This window comes from Neoaquamicrobium microcysteis, from assembly GCF_008180155.1.
Classification (GTDB): Bacteria; Pseudomonadota; Alphaproteobacteria; order Rhizobiales; family Rhizobiaceae; genus Aerobium; species Aerobium microcysteis.
The window spans coordinates 101,565-119,577 of the sequence record NZ_VSZS01000055.1 but is presented as its reverse complement, the minus strand read 5'-3'; the positions used below and the strand labels follow the sequence as shown (position 1 = coordinate 119,577).

Annotated in this window: 23 protein-coding genes and 1 other RNA gene; 11 read left to right on the top strand and 13 right to left on the bottom strand. The window is 63.5% G+C overall.

Annotated features, from left to right (window positions below):
* Positions 1-4: 4 nt before the first annotated feature.
* A complete protein-coding gene (locus FY036_RS04580) occupies positions 5-1,807 on the bottom strand; it encodes an ABC transporter transmembrane domain-containing protein (protein ID WP_148913525.1) in 1,803 nt (600 codons plus the stop codon).
* Between the two features lie 197 nt (positions 1,808-2,004).
* Between FY036_RS04580 and rpmE the strand changes: the two genes are divergently transcribed.
* Both rpmE and FY036_RS23885 read left to right on the top strand, forming a co-directional pair.
* Positions 2,005-2,226 (top strand): 50S ribosomal protein L31, encoded by a 222-nt coding sequence (rpmE, locus tag FY036_RS04575; protein WP_148913524.1) that lies wholly within the window; start codon positions 2,005-2,007, stop codon positions 2,224-2,226.
* Positions 2,227-2,342: 116 nt separating this feature from the next.
* A complete protein-coding gene (locus FY036_RS23885) occupies positions 2,343-2,501 on the top strand; it encodes a hypothetical protein (protein ID WP_201744694.1) in 159 nt (52 codons plus the stop codon).
* Here FY036_RS23885 and FY036_RS04570 read toward each other — a convergent pair.
* Positions 2,498-2,788 (bottom strand): SelT/SelW/SelH family protein, encoded by a 291-nt coding sequence (locus FY036_RS04570; RefSeq protein ID WP_148913523.1) that lies wholly within the window; start codon positions 2,786-2,788, stop codon positions 2,498-2,500. The genes FY036_RS23885 and FY036_RS04570 overlap by 4 nt on opposite strands.
* Positions 2,785-3,534, bottom strand: a complete 750-nt coding sequence (locus tag FY036_RS04565) for a YebC/PmpR family DNA-binding transcriptional regulator (RefSeq protein WP_148913522.1) — start codon at positions 3,532-3,534, stop codon at positions 2,785-2,787. The genes FY036_RS04570 and FY036_RS04565 overlap by 4 nt, the downstream gene beginning before the upstream one ends.
* 179 nt (positions 3,535-3,713) lie before the next feature.
* On the opposite strand from FY036_RS04565, the gene FY036_RS04560 reads away from it, so the two are divergent.
* The gene (locus FY036_RS04560; RefSeq protein WP_148913521.1) at positions 3,714-4,325 is read left to right on the top strand and encodes a hypothetical protein; all 612 of its coding nucleotides are present in this window, start codon (positions 3,714-3,716) and stop codon (positions 4,323-4,325) included.
* A gap of 117 nt (positions 4,326-4,442) precedes the next feature.
* Entirely contained in the window at positions 4,443-5,282 is an 840-nt protein-coding gene (locus FY036_RS04555; protein WP_148913520.1) for an MBL fold metallo-hydrolase, read from the top strand.
* 20 nt (positions 5,283-5,302) lie between these two features.
* Here FY036_RS04555 and FY036_RS04550 read toward each other — a convergent pair whose 3' ends face one another.
* From FY036_RS04550 to ssrS, 4 genes are all read right to left on the bottom strand, one after another.
* Entirely contained in the window at positions 5,303-6,073 is a 771-nt protein-coding gene (locus tag FY036_RS04550; protein WP_148913519.1) for a TerC family protein, read from the bottom strand.
* A 138-nt stretch (positions 6,074-6,211) separates the two neighbouring features.
* A complete protein-coding gene (locus FY036_RS04545) occupies positions 6,212-7,036 on the bottom strand; it encodes a TIGR00282 family metallophosphoesterase (protein ID WP_148913518.1) in 825 nt (274 codons plus the stop codon).
* Positions 7,037-7,097: 61 nt separating this feature from the next.
* The gene (locus tag FY036_RS04540; protein WP_148913517.1) at positions 7,098-7,670 is read right to left on the bottom strand and encodes a 5-formyltetrahydrofolate cyclo-ligase; all 573 of its coding nucleotides are present in this window, start codon (positions 7,668-7,670) and stop codon (positions 7,098-7,100) included.
* A gap of 96 nt (positions 7,671-7,766) precedes the next feature.
* Positions 7,767-7,923: non-coding RNA, 6S RNA (gene ssrS / locus FY036_RS04535), on the bottom strand.
* A gap of 170 nt (positions 7,924-8,093) precedes the next feature.
* Here ssrS and FY036_RS04530 point away from each other — a divergent pair.
* The 3 genes from FY036_RS04530 to FY036_RS04520 are packed head-to-tail and all read left to right on the top strand — an operon-like array spanning position 8,094 to position 9,800.
* Positions 8,094-8,930 (top strand): AAA family ATPase, encoded by an 837-nt coding sequence (locus FY036_RS04530; protein ID WP_148913516.1) that lies wholly within the window; start codon positions 8,094-8,096, stop codon positions 8,928-8,930.
* Between the two features lie 2 nt (positions 8,931-8,932).
* Positions 8,933-9,343 carry a hypothetical protein gene (locus FY036_RS04525; RefSeq protein ID WP_148913515.1) on the top strand — a complete coding sequence of 137 codons (411 nt, stop codon included), beginning with the start codon at positions 8,933-8,935 and terminating at the stop codon, positions 9,341-9,343.
* A 25-nt stretch (positions 9,344-9,368) separates the two neighbouring features.
* Positions 9,369-9,800, top strand: a complete 432-nt coding sequence (locus tag FY036_RS04520) for a GNAT family N-acetyltransferase (RefSeq protein ID WP_148913566.1) — start codon at positions 9,369-9,371, stop codon at positions 9,798-9,800.
* On the opposite strand, the gene FY036_RS24265 is transcribed toward FY036_RS04520, so the two are convergent.
* Positions 9,778-10,206, bottom strand: a complete 429-nt coding sequence (locus tag FY036_RS24265) for an HNH endonuclease (protein ID WP_148913514.1) — start codon at positions 10,204-10,206, stop codon at positions 9,778-9,780. The genes FY036_RS04520 and FY036_RS24265 overlap by 23 nt on opposite strands.
* A 62-nt stretch (positions 10,207-10,268) precedes the next feature.
* Here FY036_RS24265 and FY036_RS04510 point away from each other — a divergent pair, with 62 nt between their 5' ends.
* Complete coding sequence (locus FY036_RS04510) at positions 10,269-11,459, top strand: vWA domain-containing protein (protein ID WP_148913513.1); 1,191 nt, start codon at positions 10,269-10,271, stop codon at positions 11,457-11,459.
* 54 nt (positions 11,460-11,513) lie between these two features.
* The gene (msrB, locus tag FY036_RS04505; protein ID WP_148913512.1) at positions 11,514-11,915 is read left to right on the top strand and encodes a peptide-methionine (R)-S-oxide reductase MsrB; all 402 of its coding nucleotides are present in this window, start codon (positions 11,514-11,516) and stop codon (positions 11,913-11,915) included.
* A gap of 40 nt (positions 11,916-11,955) precedes the next feature.
* Here msrB and FY036_RS04500 read toward each other — a convergent pair whose 3' ends face one another.
* The 4 genes from FY036_RS04500 to FY036_RS04485 all read right to left on the bottom strand — a co-directional run bounded on the left by FY036_RS04500 (position 11,956) and on the right by FY036_RS04485 (position 14,674).
* Positions 11,956-13,116, bottom strand: a complete 1,161-nt coding sequence (locus FY036_RS04500; RefSeq protein ID WP_148913511.1) for a M20 aminoacylase family protein — start codon at positions 13,114-13,116, stop codon at positions 11,956-11,958.
* Between the two features lie 87 nt (positions 13,117-13,203).
* Positions 13,204-13,467 (bottom strand): DUF2312 domain-containing protein, encoded by a 264-nt coding sequence (locus FY036_RS04495; protein ID WP_148913510.1) that lies wholly within the window; start codon positions 13,465-13,467, stop codon positions 13,204-13,206.
* Positions 13,468-13,546: 79 nt separating this feature from the next.
* On the bottom strand, positions 13,547-13,855 hold the full coding sequence (locus tag FY036_RS04490; RefSeq protein ID WP_148913509.1) for a DUF1244 domain-containing protein: 309 nt from the start codon (positions 13,853-13,855) through the stop codon (positions 13,547-13,549).
* 21 nt (positions 13,856-13,876) lie between these two features.
* Positions 13,877-14,674, bottom strand: a complete 798-nt coding sequence (locus tag FY036_RS04485) for an N-formylglutamate amidohydrolase (RefSeq protein WP_148913508.1) — start codon at positions 14,672-14,674, stop codon at positions 13,877-13,879.
* A gap of 222 nt (positions 14,675-14,896) precedes the next feature.
* Between FY036_RS04485 and FY036_RS04480 the strand changes: the two genes are divergently transcribed.
* Positions 14,897-15,382: a DUF1036 domain-containing protein gene (locus tag FY036_RS04480; RefSeq protein ID WP_148913507.1), complete on the top strand. Its 486-nt coding sequence runs from the start codon at positions 14,897-14,899 to the stop codon at positions 15,380-15,382.
* Entirely contained in the window at positions 15,379-16,815 is a 1,437-nt protein-coding gene (pyk, locus tag FY036_RS04475) for a pyruvate kinase (RefSeq protein WP_148913506.1), read from the top strand. The genes FY036_RS04480 and pyk overlap by 4 nt, the downstream gene beginning before the upstream one ends.
* Positions 16,816-16,922: 107 nt before the next feature.
* Here pyk and FY036_RS04470 read toward each other — a convergent pair whose 3' ends face one another.
* Positions 16,923-17,978 carry an alpha/beta fold hydrolase gene (locus tag FY036_RS04470; protein ID WP_148913505.1) on the bottom strand — a complete coding sequence of 352 codons (1,056 nt, stop codon included), beginning with the start codon at positions 17,976-17,978 and terminating at the stop codon, positions 16,923-16,925.
* Positions 17,979-18,013 lie beyond the last annotated feature (35 nt).

The window sequence follows — 18,013 nt, the reverse complement described above, 5'->3', positions numbered from 1 at the left end:
CGGCCTATTCCGCGGCGCTCTCGAACGCGCCGGCGCCGTGGTCGAACTGCAGCTTTGCCAGCCGCGCATAAACACCGCGTTTTGCGACGAGGCTGCGATGCGTTCCCTCTTCCACGATCCGGCCCTGATCCATCACGAGGATACGGTCGGCCTTGAGCACTGTCGCCAGCCGGTGTGCCACGACGATGGTGGTGCGACCCTCCATCAGCCGTTCCAGAGCGGTCTGCACCAGTGTTTCGCTCTGTGCGTCCAGCGCCGATGTCGCCTCGTCCAGCAACAGGATGGGCGCGTCGCGCAGGATGGCGCGGGCGATGGCGATACGCTGGCGCTGCCCGCCTGAAAGGGTGACGCCGCGCTCGCCGAGCTGTGTGTCGTAGCCCTCGGCCAAGCGCCCGATGAACTCGTCGGCATGGGCCGCGCGGGCTGCCGCCTCGATTTCCCCGACCGAGGCGCCCGGACGGCCGAAGGAGATGTTTTCAGCGGCGCTTGCGGCAAACACCGTCACATCCTGCGGCACGATGGCGATGCGGCTGCGCACCGCTTCGGGATCGGCCCTACGCACATCCACGCCATCGATGAGAACCGCGCCCGTATCGGGGTCGTAGAAGCGCATCAGCAGCGAAAAGATCGTGCTCTTGCCTGCCCCCGAAGGGCCGACGACGGCGACGGTTTCTCCCGGGCTGATGGTGAATGACAGCCCTTGCAGGGCCGACTGGCCGGGCCGGACCGGATAGGCGAAACATACTTCGCGAAACTCTACCGCGCCACGGGCAGGCTCCGGCATCCGCTGTGGGTTGGCGGGTGCGCGCACCGTCGGCTCCTCGGCCAGCAGTTCGGTCAGCCGCTCGGCGGCACCCGCCGCCTGGCTCAGCTCGCCCCACACTTCCGAAAGCGCGCCCAGCGCGCCGGCCGCAAACACGGCATAGAGCAGGAACTGGCCGAGCGTGCCTGGCGACAGCGTGCCCGAAAGAACGTCGTGCGAGCCGATCCACAACACTGCCACGACAGAAGCGAAGATGGTGAAGATGGCGAAGAAGGTGAGGAACGCGCGCGCGAAGACGGATGCGCGCGCCGCCGCGAACGCCGTTTCCACGGCCCCGGCGAAGCGGCCCGTGACCAGCCTTTCATTGGTGAATGCCTGTAAGGTGCGCACGGCGCCGATCTGCTCGCTGGCATAGGCCGTGGCTTCGGCCAGCGTATCCTGGGCGAAGCGCGACTTGCGGCGAACCGAACGGCCGAAGGCAACGAGCGGCAGAACCACGACGGGTATGGCCGCGATGACGAGCGCGGAGAGTTTTGGGCTCGTCACCACCATCATGCCGAGCGCGCCGAACCCCATGATGAGGTTGCGCAATGCCACCGACGCGGTCGCACCAACGGCCGACTTGATCTGCGTCGTGTCGGCCGTCAGCCGCGAGACGATTTCGCCGGACTGCACGGTGTCGAAGAAGCCCGGCGACAGCCGCGTGACATGGGCGAAAACATCACGCCGCACATCGGATACCACGCGCTCTCCCAGCGTGATGACGAAATAGTACCGGCACGCCGAAGCGACCGCCAGCACCGCCGCCAGCACGATGAGCATGGTGAAATAGTTCGCGATCAGGATGGAATCGGAATCGCTGAAGCCATGGTCGATCATCCGCCGCACGGCGATGGGCAGCGTCAGCGTCGTCAGCGCGGCCGCCATCAGCGACAGCACCGCGCCTATAACCAGCCTGCGATAGGGCAGCATGTAGGGAAAAAGCCGCCGCAACGGGTTGAGCGACTTTCTGCCGGCTTCGCCTTCCAGAACCAGTTCCGCCATCCGCCCCTTCCCGTTGCCGTCGGCCGCTGCGAAATTGCGCTGCCGTTGGCCTTGTGATTCTCCGCCGGCTCCTGTATAGGCCAGCCGACCGTTTTTGGAGCCGCGGCTTTTCAATAGCTGCGGCTTCAGGTTTTGACAGTGGGCGCATCGCCGCAGCGCAGCGCCGCGCGAAAGCCCTTAAAGCCAGGACGACACCGATGAAAGCCGATATCCATCCCAATTACCACACCATCAAGGTCGTCATGACCGATGGCACCGAGTACACAACGCGCTCCACTTGGGGCAAGGAAGGCGATACGATGAACCTCGATATCGACCCGACGACGCACCCGGCCTGGACCGGCGGCTCGCAGACGCTGCTCGACCGTGGCGGCCGCCTGTCGAAGTTCAAGAACAAGTTCTCGGGTCTCGGCCTCTGAGGCCTTGCGCTCGATCAAGTGATTTCGAAGAACCCGCCGCAAGGCGGGTTTTTTGTTGCAGGCGGAACGCGTCGCACGCTCGGAAGTTGTGAAGCTGAAACGTTCGGAGACGTGTGATGAAGTATTCCGACATGGGCGCGGGCATTGCCATAGGTATCGCGGTAGGCGTCGCCATCGGCGTGACGATGGAGAACCTGCCGATCGGCATCGCCATTGGCCTTTGCCTTGGCGCAGCGCTCGGCGGCACCTGGGCCCATCACAAGAATCGCGACTAGTCGCTTTTTCTGTCGGAGTGGCCGAGGTCGCGATCCGGCCAGACCCGGTCGCGCACCAATTGCTTGAGCACCTTGGCTTCGGGGAAGCCGCCGTCGCGCTTGCGCTCCCAGACCGTCTCGCCATCGATCTCTATCGTGAACACGCCGCCCGTGCCGGGCACCAGCGTCACCTCGCCCAGATCGGCCCCGAATGTGGAGAGCAGTTCCTGCGCCATCCACGCCGCACGCAGGAGCCACTGGCACTGCGTGCAGTAGGTTATGCGGATGGCCGGGCGGGCATCGCTCACGCAGCGCTCAACTTGGCCATCGTCTCGTCGTCGACCTCGAAGTTCGCGTAGACGTTCTGTACGTCGTCGTCGTCGTCCAGAGTACCGATGAGCTTGAGGATCGACTGCGCGCGATCTTCGTCAACAGGCGTCGTGGTCTGGGGCTTCCAGATCGTCTTGACCGATTCAGCCTCGCCCAGCGAGGCCTCCAGCGCGGAAGTCACCTCGCCAATGCTCTCGAAGGCACACAGGATCACGTGGCCGTCCTCGTCCGACTGCACGTCGTCGGCTCCGGCCTCGATCGCCGCCTCCATCACCTTGTCGGCGTCGCCGGCCTCGGGCTTGTAGACGATCTCGCCAACGCGGTCCCACATGAAGGATACCGAGCCGGTTTCGCCCAGCGCCCCGCCGGCCTTGGTAAAGGCTGCGCGCACGTTGGATGCGGTACGGTTGCGGTTGTCGGTCAGCGCCTCGACGATGACGGCGATACCGCCGGGGCCGTAGCCTTCGTAGCGCACTTCCTCGTAGTTCTCCGCATCGCCGCCCGCCGCCTTGTTGATGGCGCGCTGGATGTTGTCCTTCGGCATCGACTGCGCCTTGGCGTTCTGCACGGCGAGACGCAGGCGGGGGTTCATGTCGGGATCTGGCAGTCCGGTCTTTGCCGCGACCGTGATTTCGCGTGCGAGCTTGGAAAACATCTTGGATCGAACCGCGTCCTGCCGGCCCTTGCGATGCATGATGTTCTTGAACTGTGAATGACCTGCCATAACACCCCTATGCGCACTTCTTCGCGATGTCGTTGAATGGCGGGCTATATAGAGAAAACGCCCCGCCGCGTCCAGAAGCCGGCTGTCGGGGAGGTTCATCGTTCTTCCCGCGCAGATTCTGCTTGCGGCAGCCGTTTTCGGGCTGGAAACTGGGTGGGGAGCAACGGGAGGCTGCAGCCATGACCGCGCAGGGGGACAGCTATTTCAATCCGGTGAGCAGGACGCGTCTCGTTTTTACCGAACTGCCCGCCGACAATGGCGGCACGCGGCTGGTGATGGACTGGTTCGTTGCGCCGGGCGAGACGCTCACCAGCGCGCGGCACTATCACGCCGGGCCGAAGGGCTACGTCTCCGAGCGCTTCGATCTCATAGCGGGAAGCACTGTCTGCCGGGTCGGGGAAACCGAGCATCGCCGCGATGCGCCGCATATATTCGAAGTTCCCTGCAACACCGCCCATGTCCATCCCCGCAATGTCGGGACGGGCGAGATGCACGTGCGGCAGACGGTAACCTCGCGCGAACCGGACATGCACAACCTGCAGCGGGCTCAGCGCTTCTTCGAGACGCTGACGGCCCTAGCACAGCAGGGCAAGGTCGACCGCGAGGGCAACATCAAGAACCCGCTACAGTCGGCCCTGACCATCAGGGAAACCCTGCTCGATCCGACATGGCTGGACGGCCGCCCGCAGACAGCCCAGCGGCTCATGCTTGGGGTTGCCGCCACCCTCGCCCGCGCGCTCGGCTACACGCCGCACCACCAGCCGCAAAAGGAACCGGCCTCCGCCGGCTGAGCGCAACGCCGGGCGCAGAGCTCGCACAATCGTGAAGCGGCGTGCGCCCGAGCCGGGTGGCGATATGTGACGCTTGGCTTAACCTGCCGGAGACGCCCGCCGTTCCGGAGCCATGCCATGCGCCACGCCCGCCGCCTCGCCTTCGCCGCCGCGTTGCTGACGCTCGCGCTTCCCGCATCATTCGCGCAGGCTCAATCACCGCAGGAAGAGCCCGTTCCCAGTCGCTGCGTGGCGATCGCCGAGGGCCTGCCACAGGTTACCTACGCGAATTTCGCTCCAGCCGGGCCGCTCGCCGTTCAGACCTTCGTCGACGGCGACGTTACCATCACCTATGCGGGTCACTCCACCTACGTGATCGAGACGCCCAGCGGCGTGCGCATCGCCACAGACTTTTCAGGACACTACGGCGCCGAACCGCTGCCGCGCGTTGTCACCATGAACAAGGCGCATCGCACCCACTTCACCGACACTCCCGATCCCGGCATCGAGCATGTATTGCGCGGCTGGAACCCGGACGGCGGTCCGGCGAAGCACGCGGTCGTCGTTGAGGATGTCTATATCCGCAACGTCCCGACCGACATCCGCAACTGGGGTGGGCTCGAGCCCGACGGCAACTCGATCTTCATCTTCGAGGTGGCCGGCCTCTGCATCGGGCACCTCGGCCACCTGCACCATCATCTGGAAGACGAGCACTACGGCGCGATCGGCCGGCTCGATATCCTCATGGTGCCGATAGACGGAGGCATGACATTGTCGGTCGGCGCGATGAGCGACATTGCAAAGCGGCTGTTCTCGTCGATCATCCTGCCCATGCACCGCCATGCGACGCCGCTTGGCGAGTTCACCGGTCGCATGGGCGAGACCTTCGACGTCAGGCTCTCGGAGGAGCGCTCCTTCTCGGTCTCGCTGCGTGACCTGCCGCGCAGGCCAACCATACTCGTCCTGCGCGGCGTCTAGACCGAGATGAGGTCTAGATTTCAGTGGCCGGGCTCGATCCCGGCCGACTTGTCTATCGTCTTCTTGCGGCGTGCCAGCATGTTCAGGCTCTCCACCAGGGCGGAGAAACCCATCGCCGCGTAGATGTACCCCTTGGGCACGTGGAAGCCCATGCCTTCCGCGATAAGCGTCATGCCGATCATCAGCAGGAACGCCAGCGCCAGCATCACGATCGTTGGATTCTTGCCGATGAAGTTGGCGAGAGGAGTGGCGGCGATCAGCATCACAGCTACCGTTATGATGACCGCGATGTACATGATCGCGATATGCTCGGTCATTCCGACCGCGGTGATGATCGAATCCACCGAGAAGACGAGGTCGAGCAGGAGAATCTGGAATATGGCGCCACCCATCGTGACGGTCGCGGCGCGGGAGACCACGTCCTCCTTGTGGTCGACAGGATCGACGGTGTGGTGAATTTCCTTCGTCGCCTTCCATACCAGGAACAGGCCACCGACCAGCAGTATGATGTCCTTCCAGGAAAAGGGCTCGCCGAAGAGCGTGAACACCGGCTGCGTAAGCTGCACGATGAATGCGATGGTTGCCAGCAGGACCAGGCGCATGATGAGTGCCGCCCCGATGCCAAGACGGCGGGCCCGCTCGCGCTGATGTTCGGGCAGCTTGTTTGACAGGATCGAGATGAAGATGAGGTTGTCGATGCCGAGCACGACCTCGAGCGCGATAAGCGTTACCAAAGCGACCCAGGCGGTAGGATCGTTCAGCCAGTCGAAATGGCTCGCCAGAAATTCCATGTCGGATGTCCCCGGAAGAAGAAGAGCGGATAAAAGCTAAGGCTGCGCCGTGACATCGTCAACGAGACCGGCAGCGACTTTAAATGCGCGACGGCTGTTTCGGTTCCGCGGCTCTACGCAAGAATTTTTCGCCTTGGCCTACAGCCAGAACGCCGGCACGGTCTCTTCCAGTCGCGGCCCGAGCCGCAACGGCGCGATCTTTTCGCAAAGGCCGGTTCGGTCGGAAATGTCCACGCCGACGCCGCAAATTGTAGCCGGCCCGCCTGCCGCCTCGAAACGACCTTTCGGCACCTTGGATAGAAACCGGTTGAGCGGCTCTTCCTTGTCCATGCCGAGAGAGGAGTTGTAGTCGCCGCACATTCCGGCATCGGTCAGGTAGCCGGTTCCCCCGTCGAGAATCTGGTGGTCGGCTGTGGGCTGGTGGGTATGCGTGCCGACGACGAGGCTCGCTCGCCCATCGACGAAATGGCCCATGCACATCTTTTCCGAAGTGGCTTCGGCGTGGAAGTCGATCACTACCGCGTCTGCCACCTCGCCCAGCGGGCAGGCTTCCAGCTCGCGTTCCGCCGCCTGGAACGGGTCGTCCAGTTCAGGGTGCATGAACACACGGCCCATGATGTTGGTCACGAAGACGCGCGCACCGTTTTTCGCCTCGTAAAGGCCCGTACCCCTGCCCGGAGTACCGATGGGAAAGTTGGCGGGCCTGATGAACCGATCCGAGCGCGAGGCGAATTCCAGAGCCTCGCGCTGGTCCCATACGTGGTTGCCTGTCGTCACCACGTCGGCGCCGGCCTCCAGCGTCTGGAGGTAGATGTCCTCGGTGATGCCGAAACCGCCCGCCGCGTTCTCGCCGTTGACGATCACGAAATCGAGCCGAAGATCGGAAATCAGCCCGGGGAGCCGTTCCCATACCGCCGTCCGGCCGGTACGGCCCACCATGTCGCCAAGAAAAAGAAGCCTCATGCCGGCTCTATAAAGCAGATGCAGGAAAAGTGTGAAGCGGTTTTCCGTTCGCGGCCGCCAGCTAGATCGGAAACCGGCGCAACCCGCTTTCGGTGAGAATTTCACCCAGTTCCACGTCGTGGTCCTGGTTCGGCACCTCCTCCACCTGCTGGCAATCGAAGGCGATGCCGATCAGGCGCGGCGACAGCCCTTTTCCATGCAGGCTGTCTATCGCGCGGTCGTAGTATCCCGCGCCGTACCCGATGCGATGGCCGCGCGCGTCGAAGGCGGCCAGCGGCACCAGCATCAGCGCGGGGTCTAGCACCTCGGCCTCTTCGCCGGGTCCCGCCGTGCCGAAACCCATGTCCACCAGGGGCGCACCGCGCACGAGCTCCCGAAACACTATGGTCGTCCGGTCGAGGATGGCGGGCAGGCACAGTCGCGCGCCCTGCTCGCGCAGCGCAAACATGAGCGGCCGGACGTCCACCTCGGAACGCATCGGCCAGAACCCGGAGACCACCATGCCTGGAGCGATCTCGATATCGCGCGCGACCTGCGCCATGTCCAGCGACGCTTCGATGCGCCATTGCGGGTCCAGCGCGTCGCGCCTTGCAAGTGCCTGCTGGCGCAGTTGCTTCTTGAGTTGAGCGTGCATCGATCCTCCGTCCGCGCCCCTCCGGATAGGATTTAAGGCGCGCGGCCACTATCGGGAAATCGGCGCGTCAGCGAAAGAGATGAAGGAAAGGAAGGGTGACGATCCACGACAGCCGATGGAACGGTTGATCCCGGGTGCCTACAAAGTAGGTGGGCGCCGTATGTCCGAGCCCACGGGCCCGGCCAGGGACAGCTCCCTAAGGATCAATAAGGCCCCGGGGATAAGTTGTTCCTGTCGGGAAGCGCAGATCGTCACCGCCAATATAGGCTTCTCGGAGCCTTGCCGCCAGTGAAATGAGACGTTTCCCCGGCCTCCACGCGCGCGGCCAACGCCGTTGGCAGCGGGATGAGGCGTCGGAGCGAGGTCGCCTTGCTCTCTCCACGGCCGGCCCCTACTGTCGCGTCGACGAACAGGAGAGCATGGATGCGCTTTGAAGGAACGGCGGCTTATGTTGCCGACAAGGATTTGATGGTGGCCGTCAACGCGGCGATCGCGCTGGAGCGGCCGTTGCTGGTCAAGGGCGAGCCGGGCACCGGCAAGACCGAGCTGGCCCGGCAGATCGCGCAGGCGCTCGCCCTCGATCTGATCGAATGGAACGTCAAGTCCACCACCCGTGCGCAGCAGGGGCTCTACGAGTATGACGCCGTGTCGCGCCTCCGCGACAGCCAACTCGGCGACGAGCGCTTCAACGATATCTCCAACTATATCCGCCACGGCAAGCTGTGGGAGGCGTTCACCGCCGACCGCAAGGTGGTGCTGCTTATCGACGAGATCGACAAGGCCGACATCGAGTTCCCCAACGATCTCCTGCAGGAACTCGACCGCATGGAGTTCCACGTCTACGAGACCGGCGAGACGGTGCGCGCTAAGCATCGCCCGATCGTCATCATCACCTCGAACAACGAGAAGGAGCTGCCGGACGCCTTCCTGCGCCGCTGCTTCTTTCACTATATCCGCTTCCCCGACGTGGAGACGCTGCAGCGCATCGTCGATGTGCACTATCCGGGCATCAAGCAGAACCTCGTACGCGCCGCCCTCACCCAGTTCTACGAGGTGCGCGACGTGCCGGGCTTGAAGAAGAAGCCGTCCACCTCCGAGGCGCTGGACTGGATACGACTGCTCGTGGCCGACGACATCGACCCGGCCGACCTGCGCGCCGACCCGAAGAACGCGCTGCCGAAGCTGCACGGCGCGCTGTTGAAGAACGAACAGGACGTGCACCTGTTCGAGCGGCTCGCCTTCATGGCAAGGAGACAATGATCATGCGCCAGACCATCGCGACGCTTGCGGCCCTCTTGTTTTCGGCCGCGCCGGCCTTCGCCGAAAGCTACACCGCCGTGAGCAACACGGCGATGAGCATCACCGGCGACATAGAGCTCGACGAAACCGGCATCACCTTCGCCAACGGCAAGACGATGGCCTTCTCGGAAAAGGCGGCCGACAATCTCACGATCGACGGACGAGCAAGGCAGGCGTCAGTCTACAGGGTCGAGAACCCCGACGATCCGACACTCGAGAGCGGCAACGAACTATGCGGCAATGGCGACGTCACGTTCATCGCCGCATGGGAAGGAAGCTATGGACTGACCTCGCTCGCGGTCTTCACAGGGGACATGCCGCCGGAGAGCGACGAGTCCATGTGTGCATCCTATTCCTATCAGGCGACAAGGTGACGGGGTGTCGACGGCTTCAGTCTCTATGCGCCCGCTGCAAGCATCCGATCACGACGCGTGGCGGCGTCTGTGGACGGATTATCTGACGTTCTACGAAACGACGGTCCCGGAGACGGTCTATCTGACGACATGGCAGCGGCTGTTTTCCGAAGGTGATTTCGAGCCCCGCGGGCTGTTGGCGCTGATCAATGGCCGGCCTGTCGGACTGGTGCACTATCTGTTCCACCGTTCCTGCTGGTCGATCGAGGGGAATTGTTACCTGCAGGATTTATACACGGCGCCGGAGGCGCGCGGCATGGGCGCGGGCGAGGCGCTGATAGAAGCGGTGCGCAAGGCAGCAGCAGAACGCGGTGTCACCAATGTCTATTGGATGACGCACGAAACCAACGCCACCGCCCGCCGCCTCTACGATCGCGTTGCCCGCAAAACCGGCTTCATCGAGTATGATCTGCTTTAATCTCGGCGACGGCATGGAGGGCAGCGGGTTCGTAGGAGGTTTCGGCGCATTTGAGAGCGGCAAGTACGCTCACAACCCAGAGGTCATGGATAGGCCACTTCTTTCGATGTTTTTTAAGGCGTATCGTGCCGAAATGCTTGCTCTCAAGAAACTCGGGCAACGACAACTTCCCCTTTGCAGCGTTGCATCCCAGGCAAGCGGGAATCGTCACGCCACCTCCCTTGTGAGCCTTTGGTATAATGTGATCTCGCGTAGCCTTGTTGGGCGGAAGTGGCTTTCCTTTGGCTCCGCGCTTTCGCATTGGAATACCGCAATAGGCGCACCAGTTGCGACGATCATACTTCCACCACGCGCCCAGCAAACGCGTAGCGGCCAGATGGAGATCGCTTATTTGATCCAGTTGCATGACAAGAAGTGTATGCTTGCCCCGCTAAAGACCCGTAACGCAGGAAGCTAGAATTTTAGCACATGTTTCTCCCCTTCTTCCTTGAACTCAAAGCAGCCCGGGTGCCGGTTTCCCTGCGCGAATACCTGACCATGCTGGAAGGCATGGAGGCGGGGCTGGTCGACTACGACGTGGAAGGCTTTTATTACATGTCACGCGCGGCGCTGGTGAAGGACGAGCGCCATATCGACCGCTTCGATCAGGTTTTCAGTCATGTCTTCAAAGGCGTCGAGGCGGTGTCGGGTGAGGGCGCCATCGACGTTGCCAACCTGCCGGAAGAATGGCTGCGCCGGCTCGCCGAAAAGCACCTGACAGACGAGGAAAAGAAGCTGGTCGAGTCGCTGGGCGGCTTCGAGAAGCTGATGGAGACGTTGAAGCAGCGCCTCGAAGAGCAGAAGGGCCGCCACCAGGGCGGGTCTAAATGGATCGGCACCGCCGGAACTTCGCCCTTCGGCGCCTATGGCTACAATCCTGAAGGTGTGCGTATCGGCCAGCACGAGAGCCGCCATCGCCGCGCGGTCAAGGTGTGGGACCGGCGCGAGTTCAAGAACTTCGACGATTCCGTCGAGCTCGGTACCCGCAACATCAAGGTCGCGCTCAAGCGGCTGCGGCGCTGGGTGCGCGAGGGCGCGGTGGAGGAACTCGATCTGCCCGGCACCATCCACGCAACCGCCGAGCACGGCTATCTCGATGTGCAGACGCGGCCCGAGCGGCGCAATGCCGTGAAGCTGCTGATGTTCTTCGACGTGGGCGGCTCGATGGACGATCACATCAAGGTTGTCGAGGAGCTGTTTTCAGCAGCCCGCGTCGAGTTCAAGCACATGGAGTATTTCTACTTCCACAACTGTCTGTACGAAGGCGTCTGGAAGGACAATCGCCGCCGCCACGCGGAAGTGGTCCCCACCTTCGACGTGCTTCACAAATATGGCCCCGACTACAAGGTCATCTTTGTCGGCGATGCCTCCATGAGCCCATACGAGATCGCCTATCCCGGCGGCTCGGTCGAACACTGGAACGAGGAAGCCGGAAACGTGTGGCTGTCGCGCGTGCTCGCGCAGTGGCCGAATGCAGTCTGGCTCAACCCCGTGCGCGAAAAGCACTGGAGCTACACGCACTCCATCGCCATGATCCGCGAACTGTTCTCCGCACGCATGTACCCGCTCACCCTGAAAGGGCTGGAACAGGCTACGCGCGAGCTTTCAAGGAAGCATTGAGGACCGCCCCCGCCCGCATTACATATGCGACGATCCCCTTTCAGGAGCTATCGCATGGACACTCACACCTATCCCGTTACCCGCACCGACGCGGAGTGGCGCGCACTGCTGACGCCGGAACAGTATCAGGTGATGCGCCAGCACGGCACCGAGCGCCCGGGAAGCTGTGCACTGCTCTACGAGAAGCGGCCCGGTACGTTCAAATGCGTCGGCTGCGACCAGCCTCTGTTCGAGGCAACGCTGAAGTTCGAGAGCGGTACTGGCTGGCCGAGCTTCAACGATCCGGTTCCCGGTTCGGTCGAGACCACTGAGGACCGCAGCTACGGCATGGTCCGCACCGAAGTGCATTGCGCGACCTGCGGCAGCCATCTCGGCCACGTCTTCCCCGACGGCCCTCCGCCCACCGGCCTGCGCTACTGCATCAATGGCGTCGCGCTGGAATTCGAGCCGGCCTGATTGCGAGATGGTGCGTCCTTCGAGGGTCGCACTATAGAGTTTAACGCTTACCCAGCGCCGTCTCCGCCAGCTTTATCCAGTAGCTGACGCCGGCGGGAATGGCCTCATCATCGAAGTCGTATGCGGGGTGATGCAGCCCCGCCGTGTCGCCATTGCCGATGAAGACGAAAGCGCCCGGACGCGCCGTCAGCATGTGTGAGAAATCCTCGCCTGCCATCACCGGCCGCACCGTCAGATCGACCGTTCCACCCACGTCCCGAGCGACCCCTGCGACGAACTCGGCCTCTTCTGGACGGTTGAAAGTGACGGGATGGGCCTGGTCGTACTCCATGACTATCTCCGCGCCGGTCGCCATCGCGATGCCATCGCAGATGTCGCCTATGCGCCGCTCCGCCATGGCTGCGTTATCCATGTCGAGCGCGCGCGTCGTACCCCAGATCTCGATCGTTTCAGGAATGATGTTGTAGGCGGTTCCTGCGATTATGCGCGTCACCGTCACAACCAGCGAGGCGACCGGGTCGGTCCCCCGCGCCACGATGGTCTGAAGCGCGTTCACGATCTGCGCCCCGGCGATGATCGGGTCGATTGTGGTGTGAGGACGCGCGGCATGGCCGCCGCGCCCCTTGATACGGATGGTGAATTTCGCCACCGCCGCCATCATCGCCCCGGCCCTCACCGCGAACTGGCCCGTCGGCAACCCCGGCATGTTGTGCATGCCGAAAACGCGCTCGATGCCGAAGCGCTCCATCAGCCCGTCGCCCAGCATCCCAAGCGCGCCCTGTCCTATTTCCTCGGCGGGCTGGAAGATCAGGACGGTGGAGCCTGCGAAATTGCGCGTTTCGGCCAGATATCTCGCAGCGCCGAGGAGCATCGCCGTGTGGCCGTCATGGCCGCAGGCGTGCATGCGCCCTTCCACCCGCGAGGCATGCGCGACGCCGCTATCCTCTGACATGGGCAGCGCGTCCATGTCGGCGCGAAGCCCTATCGTCGGGCCCTCGCCGAGACGGCCATGGATAACCGCGACGACGCCCGAGCGCCCTACCCCGCGAACGACCTCGTCGCAGCCGAACTCGGTCAGCCTGTCCGCCACGAAACCGGAAGTGAATGGCAGATCGAAACCGATCTCCGGCGTCTCGTGCAGCCGCCTGCGCCAGCCTGCGATCTCGTCCTGCATTTCGCTGGCGCGGTTGAGAATCGGCATGAGGTCTCCTTCGTTGCGGCGCGCAACCGCGCCGTTAGAGACCCAACCCTAGAAGGTGAAGAAACGGATCGCCAGAGACGTGGCGGATTATTCCATCCCGAGCGCGGCTTTGTAGAGGTCGAGGATCGCCTCTTCCTCCTGCCGTTCCGCTGCGTCCTTCTTGCGCAGGCGAATGATGGTGCGCAGCGCCTTGGTGTCGAAGCCGGTGCCCTTGGCCTCGGCGAAGACTTCCTTGATGTCATCTGCGATGGTCTGCTTTTCTTCTTCCAGACGCTCGATGCGCTCGATGAAGGCGCGCAGCTGGCCGGCAGCTACGGTCTGGGCGGATTCTGCGGTGATGTCGTCAGCCATGTCGGGTCTCCGGATTGGGCGCGCCGCGACTCGGAGGCGCAAAAGATCGGCGCTTGGTTGCCCGACACGGGCACAATAATCAATGGTCTTTCGGGCGGTTCTGTTCGAAGGCGGCCTGCTTGTCGGCCGGCGCCTCGGTCTGGTGTTTCGCGCGCCACTCGTCATAGGGCATGCCGTAGATGATCTCGCGCGACTGCTCCTTGTCCATCGCCACACCCGTTTCGTTCGCCGCGTCGCGATACCAGTTCGACAGGCAGTTGCGACAGAAACCCGCGAGATTCATCATGTCGATATTCTGCACGTCGGTCCGCTCGCGCAGGTGCTGGACCAGCCTGCGAAAGGCGGCCGCTTCGAAATCGCGCTTCTGGTCCTCGCTCAGTTCGGTCATCGCACGCCTCCTTCTTTGTCCCTAGATCGGCCCGGTGCGCGAGCCGTACTGCTTCACCTCGTGCATATCGGGCACGGCGTTGATCGCTTCAAGGATGGGTGCCAGCCGCAGCGCCCATTCGTCCGCGCTTTCCTGCTTTGCAATCAGGTCCTGACGGATTTCGATCAGCGCATGCGCGTAGCCATTGACGATGGCGTGTCGAAACATCGTATCGCCCCGCAGCGCGCCGTCGTATGGCTCGTTGTCGCCCACCGTCAGCGCGGGATCGGCCGCCAGCATGTCGAGCAGGGGTCGCACGGCGCGCTCGTCGGAATCCCAAAGGACGCCCACCTGCCACGGTCGCGCGCGGCCCTGCATCGTCGGCGTGAACGAATGTATGGAAAAGATGAACGGCGCGGCACCGGTCGCATCCGCAACCGATGCCACCATCGAGCCGACCGCGTCGTGATACGGCCGGTAATAGCGGTCGAGCCGCCTTTCGCGTTCGGCGGCGCTCATGGGATAGTTGGCGGGCACGATGGTGCCGTCATAGAGCTGGCGGATGAGCGTGGGATCGTCCTCGCCGCGATTGGCGTCGATCAGCAGGCGCGAGAAACGCGCCATGACGCCCGGCACGCCCAGCTGTGCGGCAAGCGCGCGCATGACCATCTCCACACCGATGTCGTATGCGATGTGACGCTCGAACTCCGAGGCAGGCAGTCCGAGATCGCCATATTCCTCTGGCAGCTCGCGCCCGGCATGGTCAGCCAGCAGCACCAGTCCACGCGTCCGGTCGCCTTCTATGACCTCGAAAGGAGCGAAAAGTGCGTCGCGGGTCATGTGAACGTCCGGTTGTTGGCGGGAGCCGTCTGTTTTTCACGAAGTCGTGCCTCGTGCAATGCCGCCGTTTCGACAACCTTTGGCGCAACATCGGCACACGGGCCGCGAAGGTCGCGAACTGACGATCTAAATCGGTTCGGTCCGGCAGAATCCATGCGTTGACACGCGCCTGCACTTCTCCGAAAAGGGGCTAGAGAGATGACGATTCCATCGGCGAGGGTCATGAACAAGGTGTTGGCGACGGCTGGACGCACCTGCCTTCTGGCAGGGCTTTCGGCGCTGGCGGTGGCATCGGCTGGCCTCGTCGCGGCAACACCGGCACTGGCCGATTTCCGCGTCTGCAACGCCACGCAGAGCCTCGTCGGCGTGGCGATAGGCTACCGGGCGCAGGCGGGCTGGGTGACCGAAGGCTGGTGGCATGTCGAAGGCTCCACCTGCAAGACGCTGATCGAGGGCGCGCTGTCTTCGCGCTACTACTATCTCTATGCCGAGGATGCCGAACGCGGCGGTCGCTGGGACGGGCCGGTCAACATGTGCGTGGCCGAGCGCGAGTTCAAGATCGCCGGCGCGGGTGACTGTTTTGCGCGCGGTTTCCAGCGCGCCGGCTTCCAGGAATACGATACGCGGGAACAGGCAAGCTGGATGGTCCAGCTCACCGACGATCCCGCCACGGGCGGCCCTGCCGTCACGGGAACAGGCGATCAATGAGACGCAGCCGCAAGGTCAAGATACTCGCAACGCTGGGTCCGGCCTCATCTGAAGAAGTCATGATAAAGCGGCTCTTCGAGGCGGGCGCCGACGTCTTCCGCATCAACATGAGCCATACCGACCACGAAGGCATGCGCACGCTCGTGGCGCGCATCCGAAAGGTCGAGAGCGAGGTCGGGCGCCCGATCGCCATCCTGGCAGACCTTCAGGGACCGAAGCTGCGCGTCGGCTCGTTTGCCGATGGTTCGGCCGAACTGACACCGGGCCAGACTTTTACGCTGGACGACAACCCCGCCCCTGGCGACGCGAAGCGCGTGCATCTTCCCCATCCGGAAATCCTCCAGTCGGTAAAGCCCGGCCACCGACTGCTGATCGACGACGGCAAGCTGCACCTCAAGGCCGAAAAGACCACCGGCAAGAAGATCGTTTGCAAGGTCATCTCCGGCACGAAGATTTCCAATCGCAAGGGCGTGAGCCTTCCCGATACCGACCTGCCGATCGGCGCGCTGACCGAAAAGGACCGCAAGGACCTGGACGCAGTGCTGGCCACCGGCGTCGACTGGGTTGCGCTTTCCTTCGTGCAGCGGCCCGAGGATCTCGCCGAAGTGCGCAAGGTGGCCCGCGGCCGCGCGGCGCTGATGTCGAAGATCGAAAAGCCGCAAGCGGTTTCAAGGCTTGCAGAAATCATCGAGCTGTCGGATGCCCTGATGGTGGCCCGCGGCGATCTCGGCGTCGAGATGCCGCTGGAAGCCGTGCCCGGCATCCAGAAGCAGATCACGCGCGCGGCCCGGCGCGCCGGCAAGCCGGTCGTCGTCGCCACGCAGATGCTTGAGTCCATGATTTCGGCGCCGGTGCCGACGCGCGCCGAAGTGTCCGACGTTTCGATCGCGGTGTTCGAGGGTGCCGATGCCATCATGCTGTCGGCCGAATCTGCTGCGGGTGACTATCCCGTCGAGGCGGTCGCCACCATGGACGCCATCGCCACGCAGGTGGAGAAGGACCCGCTCTATCCCGGCATCATCAATGCCCAGCGCTCGGAGCCTGAAGCCACCGGAGCGGACGCCATCTCGCTTGCCGCGCGGCAGATCGGCGAGACGCTGAAGCTATCCGCGATCGTTACCTACACCTCGTCGGGCACGACCGGACTTCGCGCCGCCCGCGAGCGTCCGCAACTTCCCATCATCGCGCTGTCGCCGGTGATAGAGACGACCCGCCGGCTGGCTCTCGTATGGGGGATGCACTGCGTTCTGACGGAAGACGCAAGCACTCTGGACGATATGGTCGATCGCGCCTGTCGCATCGCCTACCGCGAGGGCTTCGGCAAGTCCGGCGACAGGGTCATCATCACCGCAGGCGTTCCGCTCGGCACGCCCGGCGCGACCAACATGCTCCGCATCGCCTATATCGGCTCGGATGGGCTGAGCGGGCTTTAGAGCATTTTGCAGCCAGACGGAATCGTCTGACGTCCGCAAAAATGCGACCGGGAAAGTGAAGTTGAGCACCGAAACGGCGTTCGTCAGAATGGCCGCGGCTCGAACGCTCAGCCCGTTGGTGCGAGCTCGGGCTTTTCGTCCGCGCAGCCGGCCCCGAAGGCGTCATCAGCGATCCTGGCTTCGACGATACGCGCGGCAGCGTCTAGATCGACCGCCCTGCCCGCCACCTTTTCGATGGCTGCTACGACCAGGTCGCTCGCGATCCAGTCCGGCTTGTGGCCGAGATTGTCGACCCAGACCAGTTCCGCACCCGGAATATCGCGGGCAAGCCCTACCGAGTGGATTTCCTCGTAGACGACCGTGTCGCGATTGCCCGAGATCACCACTGTCGGCGCATCGATCTCGCCATATCGTTTCGCAGCCTCGACCACGTGGTCATAGAGCCCCGCCACATCGACCGCATTCCACCGGAACGCGCCGGGGCGCAGCACCAGCGGTATAGCCGCCTCTTGCAGATAGGCTTCCGGCATGGGGTTGGGCGCGAAGACGCAGGCCGACGCGGCTCCCATGCGCAGCATGCCGCCGGGCCATGCAAGCGTCTCGGTAAAGAGACGGCCAACCAGGGGAACGGTCGAAAGCTTGTAATACCAGGACGTCGCCCCGCCGGGCCACGGATGGGTGGCGGCGGCCAGAAAAACCAGACCGCGAATCTTTTCAGGGTGATTGAGCGCCAGCGCCGCAGCTACCGCCCCACCGAACGAGTGCCCGACGACGATGGCGTTCTCAATTTCGTAGCGATCCATCAGGGCGGCGATTGTCGCGGCCTGCTCGTAAGGATTTCCGTTGCCGGACCCTCGCTCGGACCAGCCGTGGCCTGGCCTGTCGAGGAAAAGCATCTCGGCACGCTCGCCGAGCGCCGCACGAAGCGGGATCATCTGGTCGAGCAGGTTTCCGCTTGCCCCATGGATGAAGAGCACCGGCGGCAGGTCGGCGCTGGGTGCGGCAGGCACATGCACATGGTGAAGCCGCGTGCCGTTGACATCGGCGAACGTGCCGACGGGCAGGTTTCTCCGCTCGATCAGCCATGCGCCTGCCCTGCTTGCACCGGCGAACACGAGCAGAAGCGCGAGCAGAAAGCAGACGGCGGCGGTAATCAGGTTCATGCGGAGGAATACGCTATGAGGTTGCGGGCAGTTTC

What these genes read in the sequence shown, in the direction of transcription:
- FY036_RS04495 (WP_148913510.1), bottom strand. Translation starts at nt 13,467, where the DNA reads ATGGCTGACGACATCACCGCAGAATCCGCCCAGACCGTAGCTGCCGGC.
- FY036_RS04525 (WP_148913515.1), top strand. Translation starts at nt 8,933, where the DNA reads ATGCGCCAGACCATCGCGACGCTTGCGGCCCTCTTGTTTTCGGCCGCG.
- FY036_RS04470 (WP_148913505.1), bottom strand. Translation starts at nt 17,978, where the DNA reads ATGAACCTGATTACCGCCGCCGTCTGCTTTCTGCTCGCGCTTCTGCTC.
- FY036_RS04550 (WP_148913519.1), bottom strand. Translation starts at nt 6,073, where the DNA reads ATGGAATTTCTGGCGAGCCATTTCGACTGGCTGAACGATCCTACCGCC.
- FY036_RS04540 (WP_148913517.1), bottom strand. Translation starts at nt 7,670, where the DNA reads ATGCACGCTCAACTCAAGAAGCAACTGCGCCAGCAGGCACTTGCAAGG.
- FY036_RS04580 (WP_148913525.1), bottom strand. Translation starts at nt 1,807, where the DNA reads ATGGCGGAACTGGTTCTGGAAGGCGAAGCCGGCAGAAAGTCGCTCAAC.
- FY036_RS04530 (WP_148913516.1), top strand. Translation starts at nt 8,094, where the DNA reads ATGCGCTTTGAAGGAACGGCGGCTTATGTTGCCGACAAGGATTTGATG.
- FY036_RS04545 (WP_148913518.1), bottom strand. Translation starts at nt 7,036, where the DNA reads ATGAGGCTTCTTTTTCTTGGCGACATGGTGGGCCGTACCGGCCGGACG.
- FY036_RS04485 (WP_148913508.1), bottom strand. Translation starts at nt 14,674, where the DNA reads ATGACCCGCGACGCACTTTTCGCTCCTTTCGAGGTCATAGAAGGCGAC.
- FY036_RS04500 (WP_148913511.1), bottom strand. Translation starts at nt 13,116, where the DNA reads ATGCCGATTCTCAACCGCGCCAGCGAAATGCAGGACGAGATCGCAGGC.
- FY036_RS04565 (WP_148913522.1), bottom strand. Translation starts at nt 3,534, where the DNA reads ATGGCAGGTCATTCACAGTTCAAGAACATCATGCATCGCAAGGGCCGG.
- msrB (WP_148913512.1), top strand. Translation starts at nt 11,514, where the DNA reads ATGGACACTCACACCTATCCCGTTACCCGCACCGACGCGGAGTGGCGC.
- FY036_RS04490 (WP_148913509.1), bottom strand. Translation starts at nt 13,855, where the DNA reads ATGACCGAACTGAGCGAGGACCAGAAGCGCGATTTCGAAGCGGCCGCC.
- FY036_RS04510 (WP_148913513.1), top strand. Translation starts at nt 10,269, where the DNA reads ATGTTTCTCCCCTTCTTCCTTGAACTCAAAGCAGCCCGGGTGCCGGTT.
- rpmE (WP_148913524.1), top strand. Translation starts at nt 2,005, where the DNA reads ATGAAAGCCGATATCCATCCCAATTACCACACCATCAAGGTCGTCATG.
- pyk (WP_148913506.1), top strand. Translation starts at nt 15,379, where the DNA reads ATGAGACGCAGCCGCAAGGTCAAGATACTCGCAACGCTGGGTCCGGCC.
- FY036_RS23885 (WP_201744694.1), top strand. Translation starts at nt 2,343, where the DNA reads ATGAAGTATTCCGACATGGGCGCGGGCATTGCCATAGGTATCGCGGTA.
- FY036_RS24265 (WP_148913514.1), bottom strand. Translation starts at nt 10,206, where the DNA reads ATGCAACTGGATCAAATAAGCGATCTCCATCTGGCCGCTACGCGTTTG.
- FY036_RS04480 (WP_148913507.1), top strand. Translation starts at nt 14,897, where the DNA reads ATGAACAAGGTGTTGGCGACGGCTGGACGCACCTGCCTTCTGGCAGGG.
- FY036_RS04520 (WP_148913566.1), top strand. Translation starts at nt 9,369, where the DNA reads ATGCGCCCGCTGCAAGCATCCGATCACGACGCGTGGCGGCGTCTGTGG.
- FY036_RS04555 (WP_148913520.1), top strand. Translation starts at nt 4,443, where the DNA reads ATGCGCCACGCCCGCCGCCTCGCCTTCGCCGCCGCGTTGCTGACGCTC.
- FY036_RS04560 (WP_148913521.1), top strand. Translation starts at nt 3,714, where the DNA reads ATGACCGCGCAGGGGGACAGCTATTTCAATCCGGTGAGCAGGACGCGT.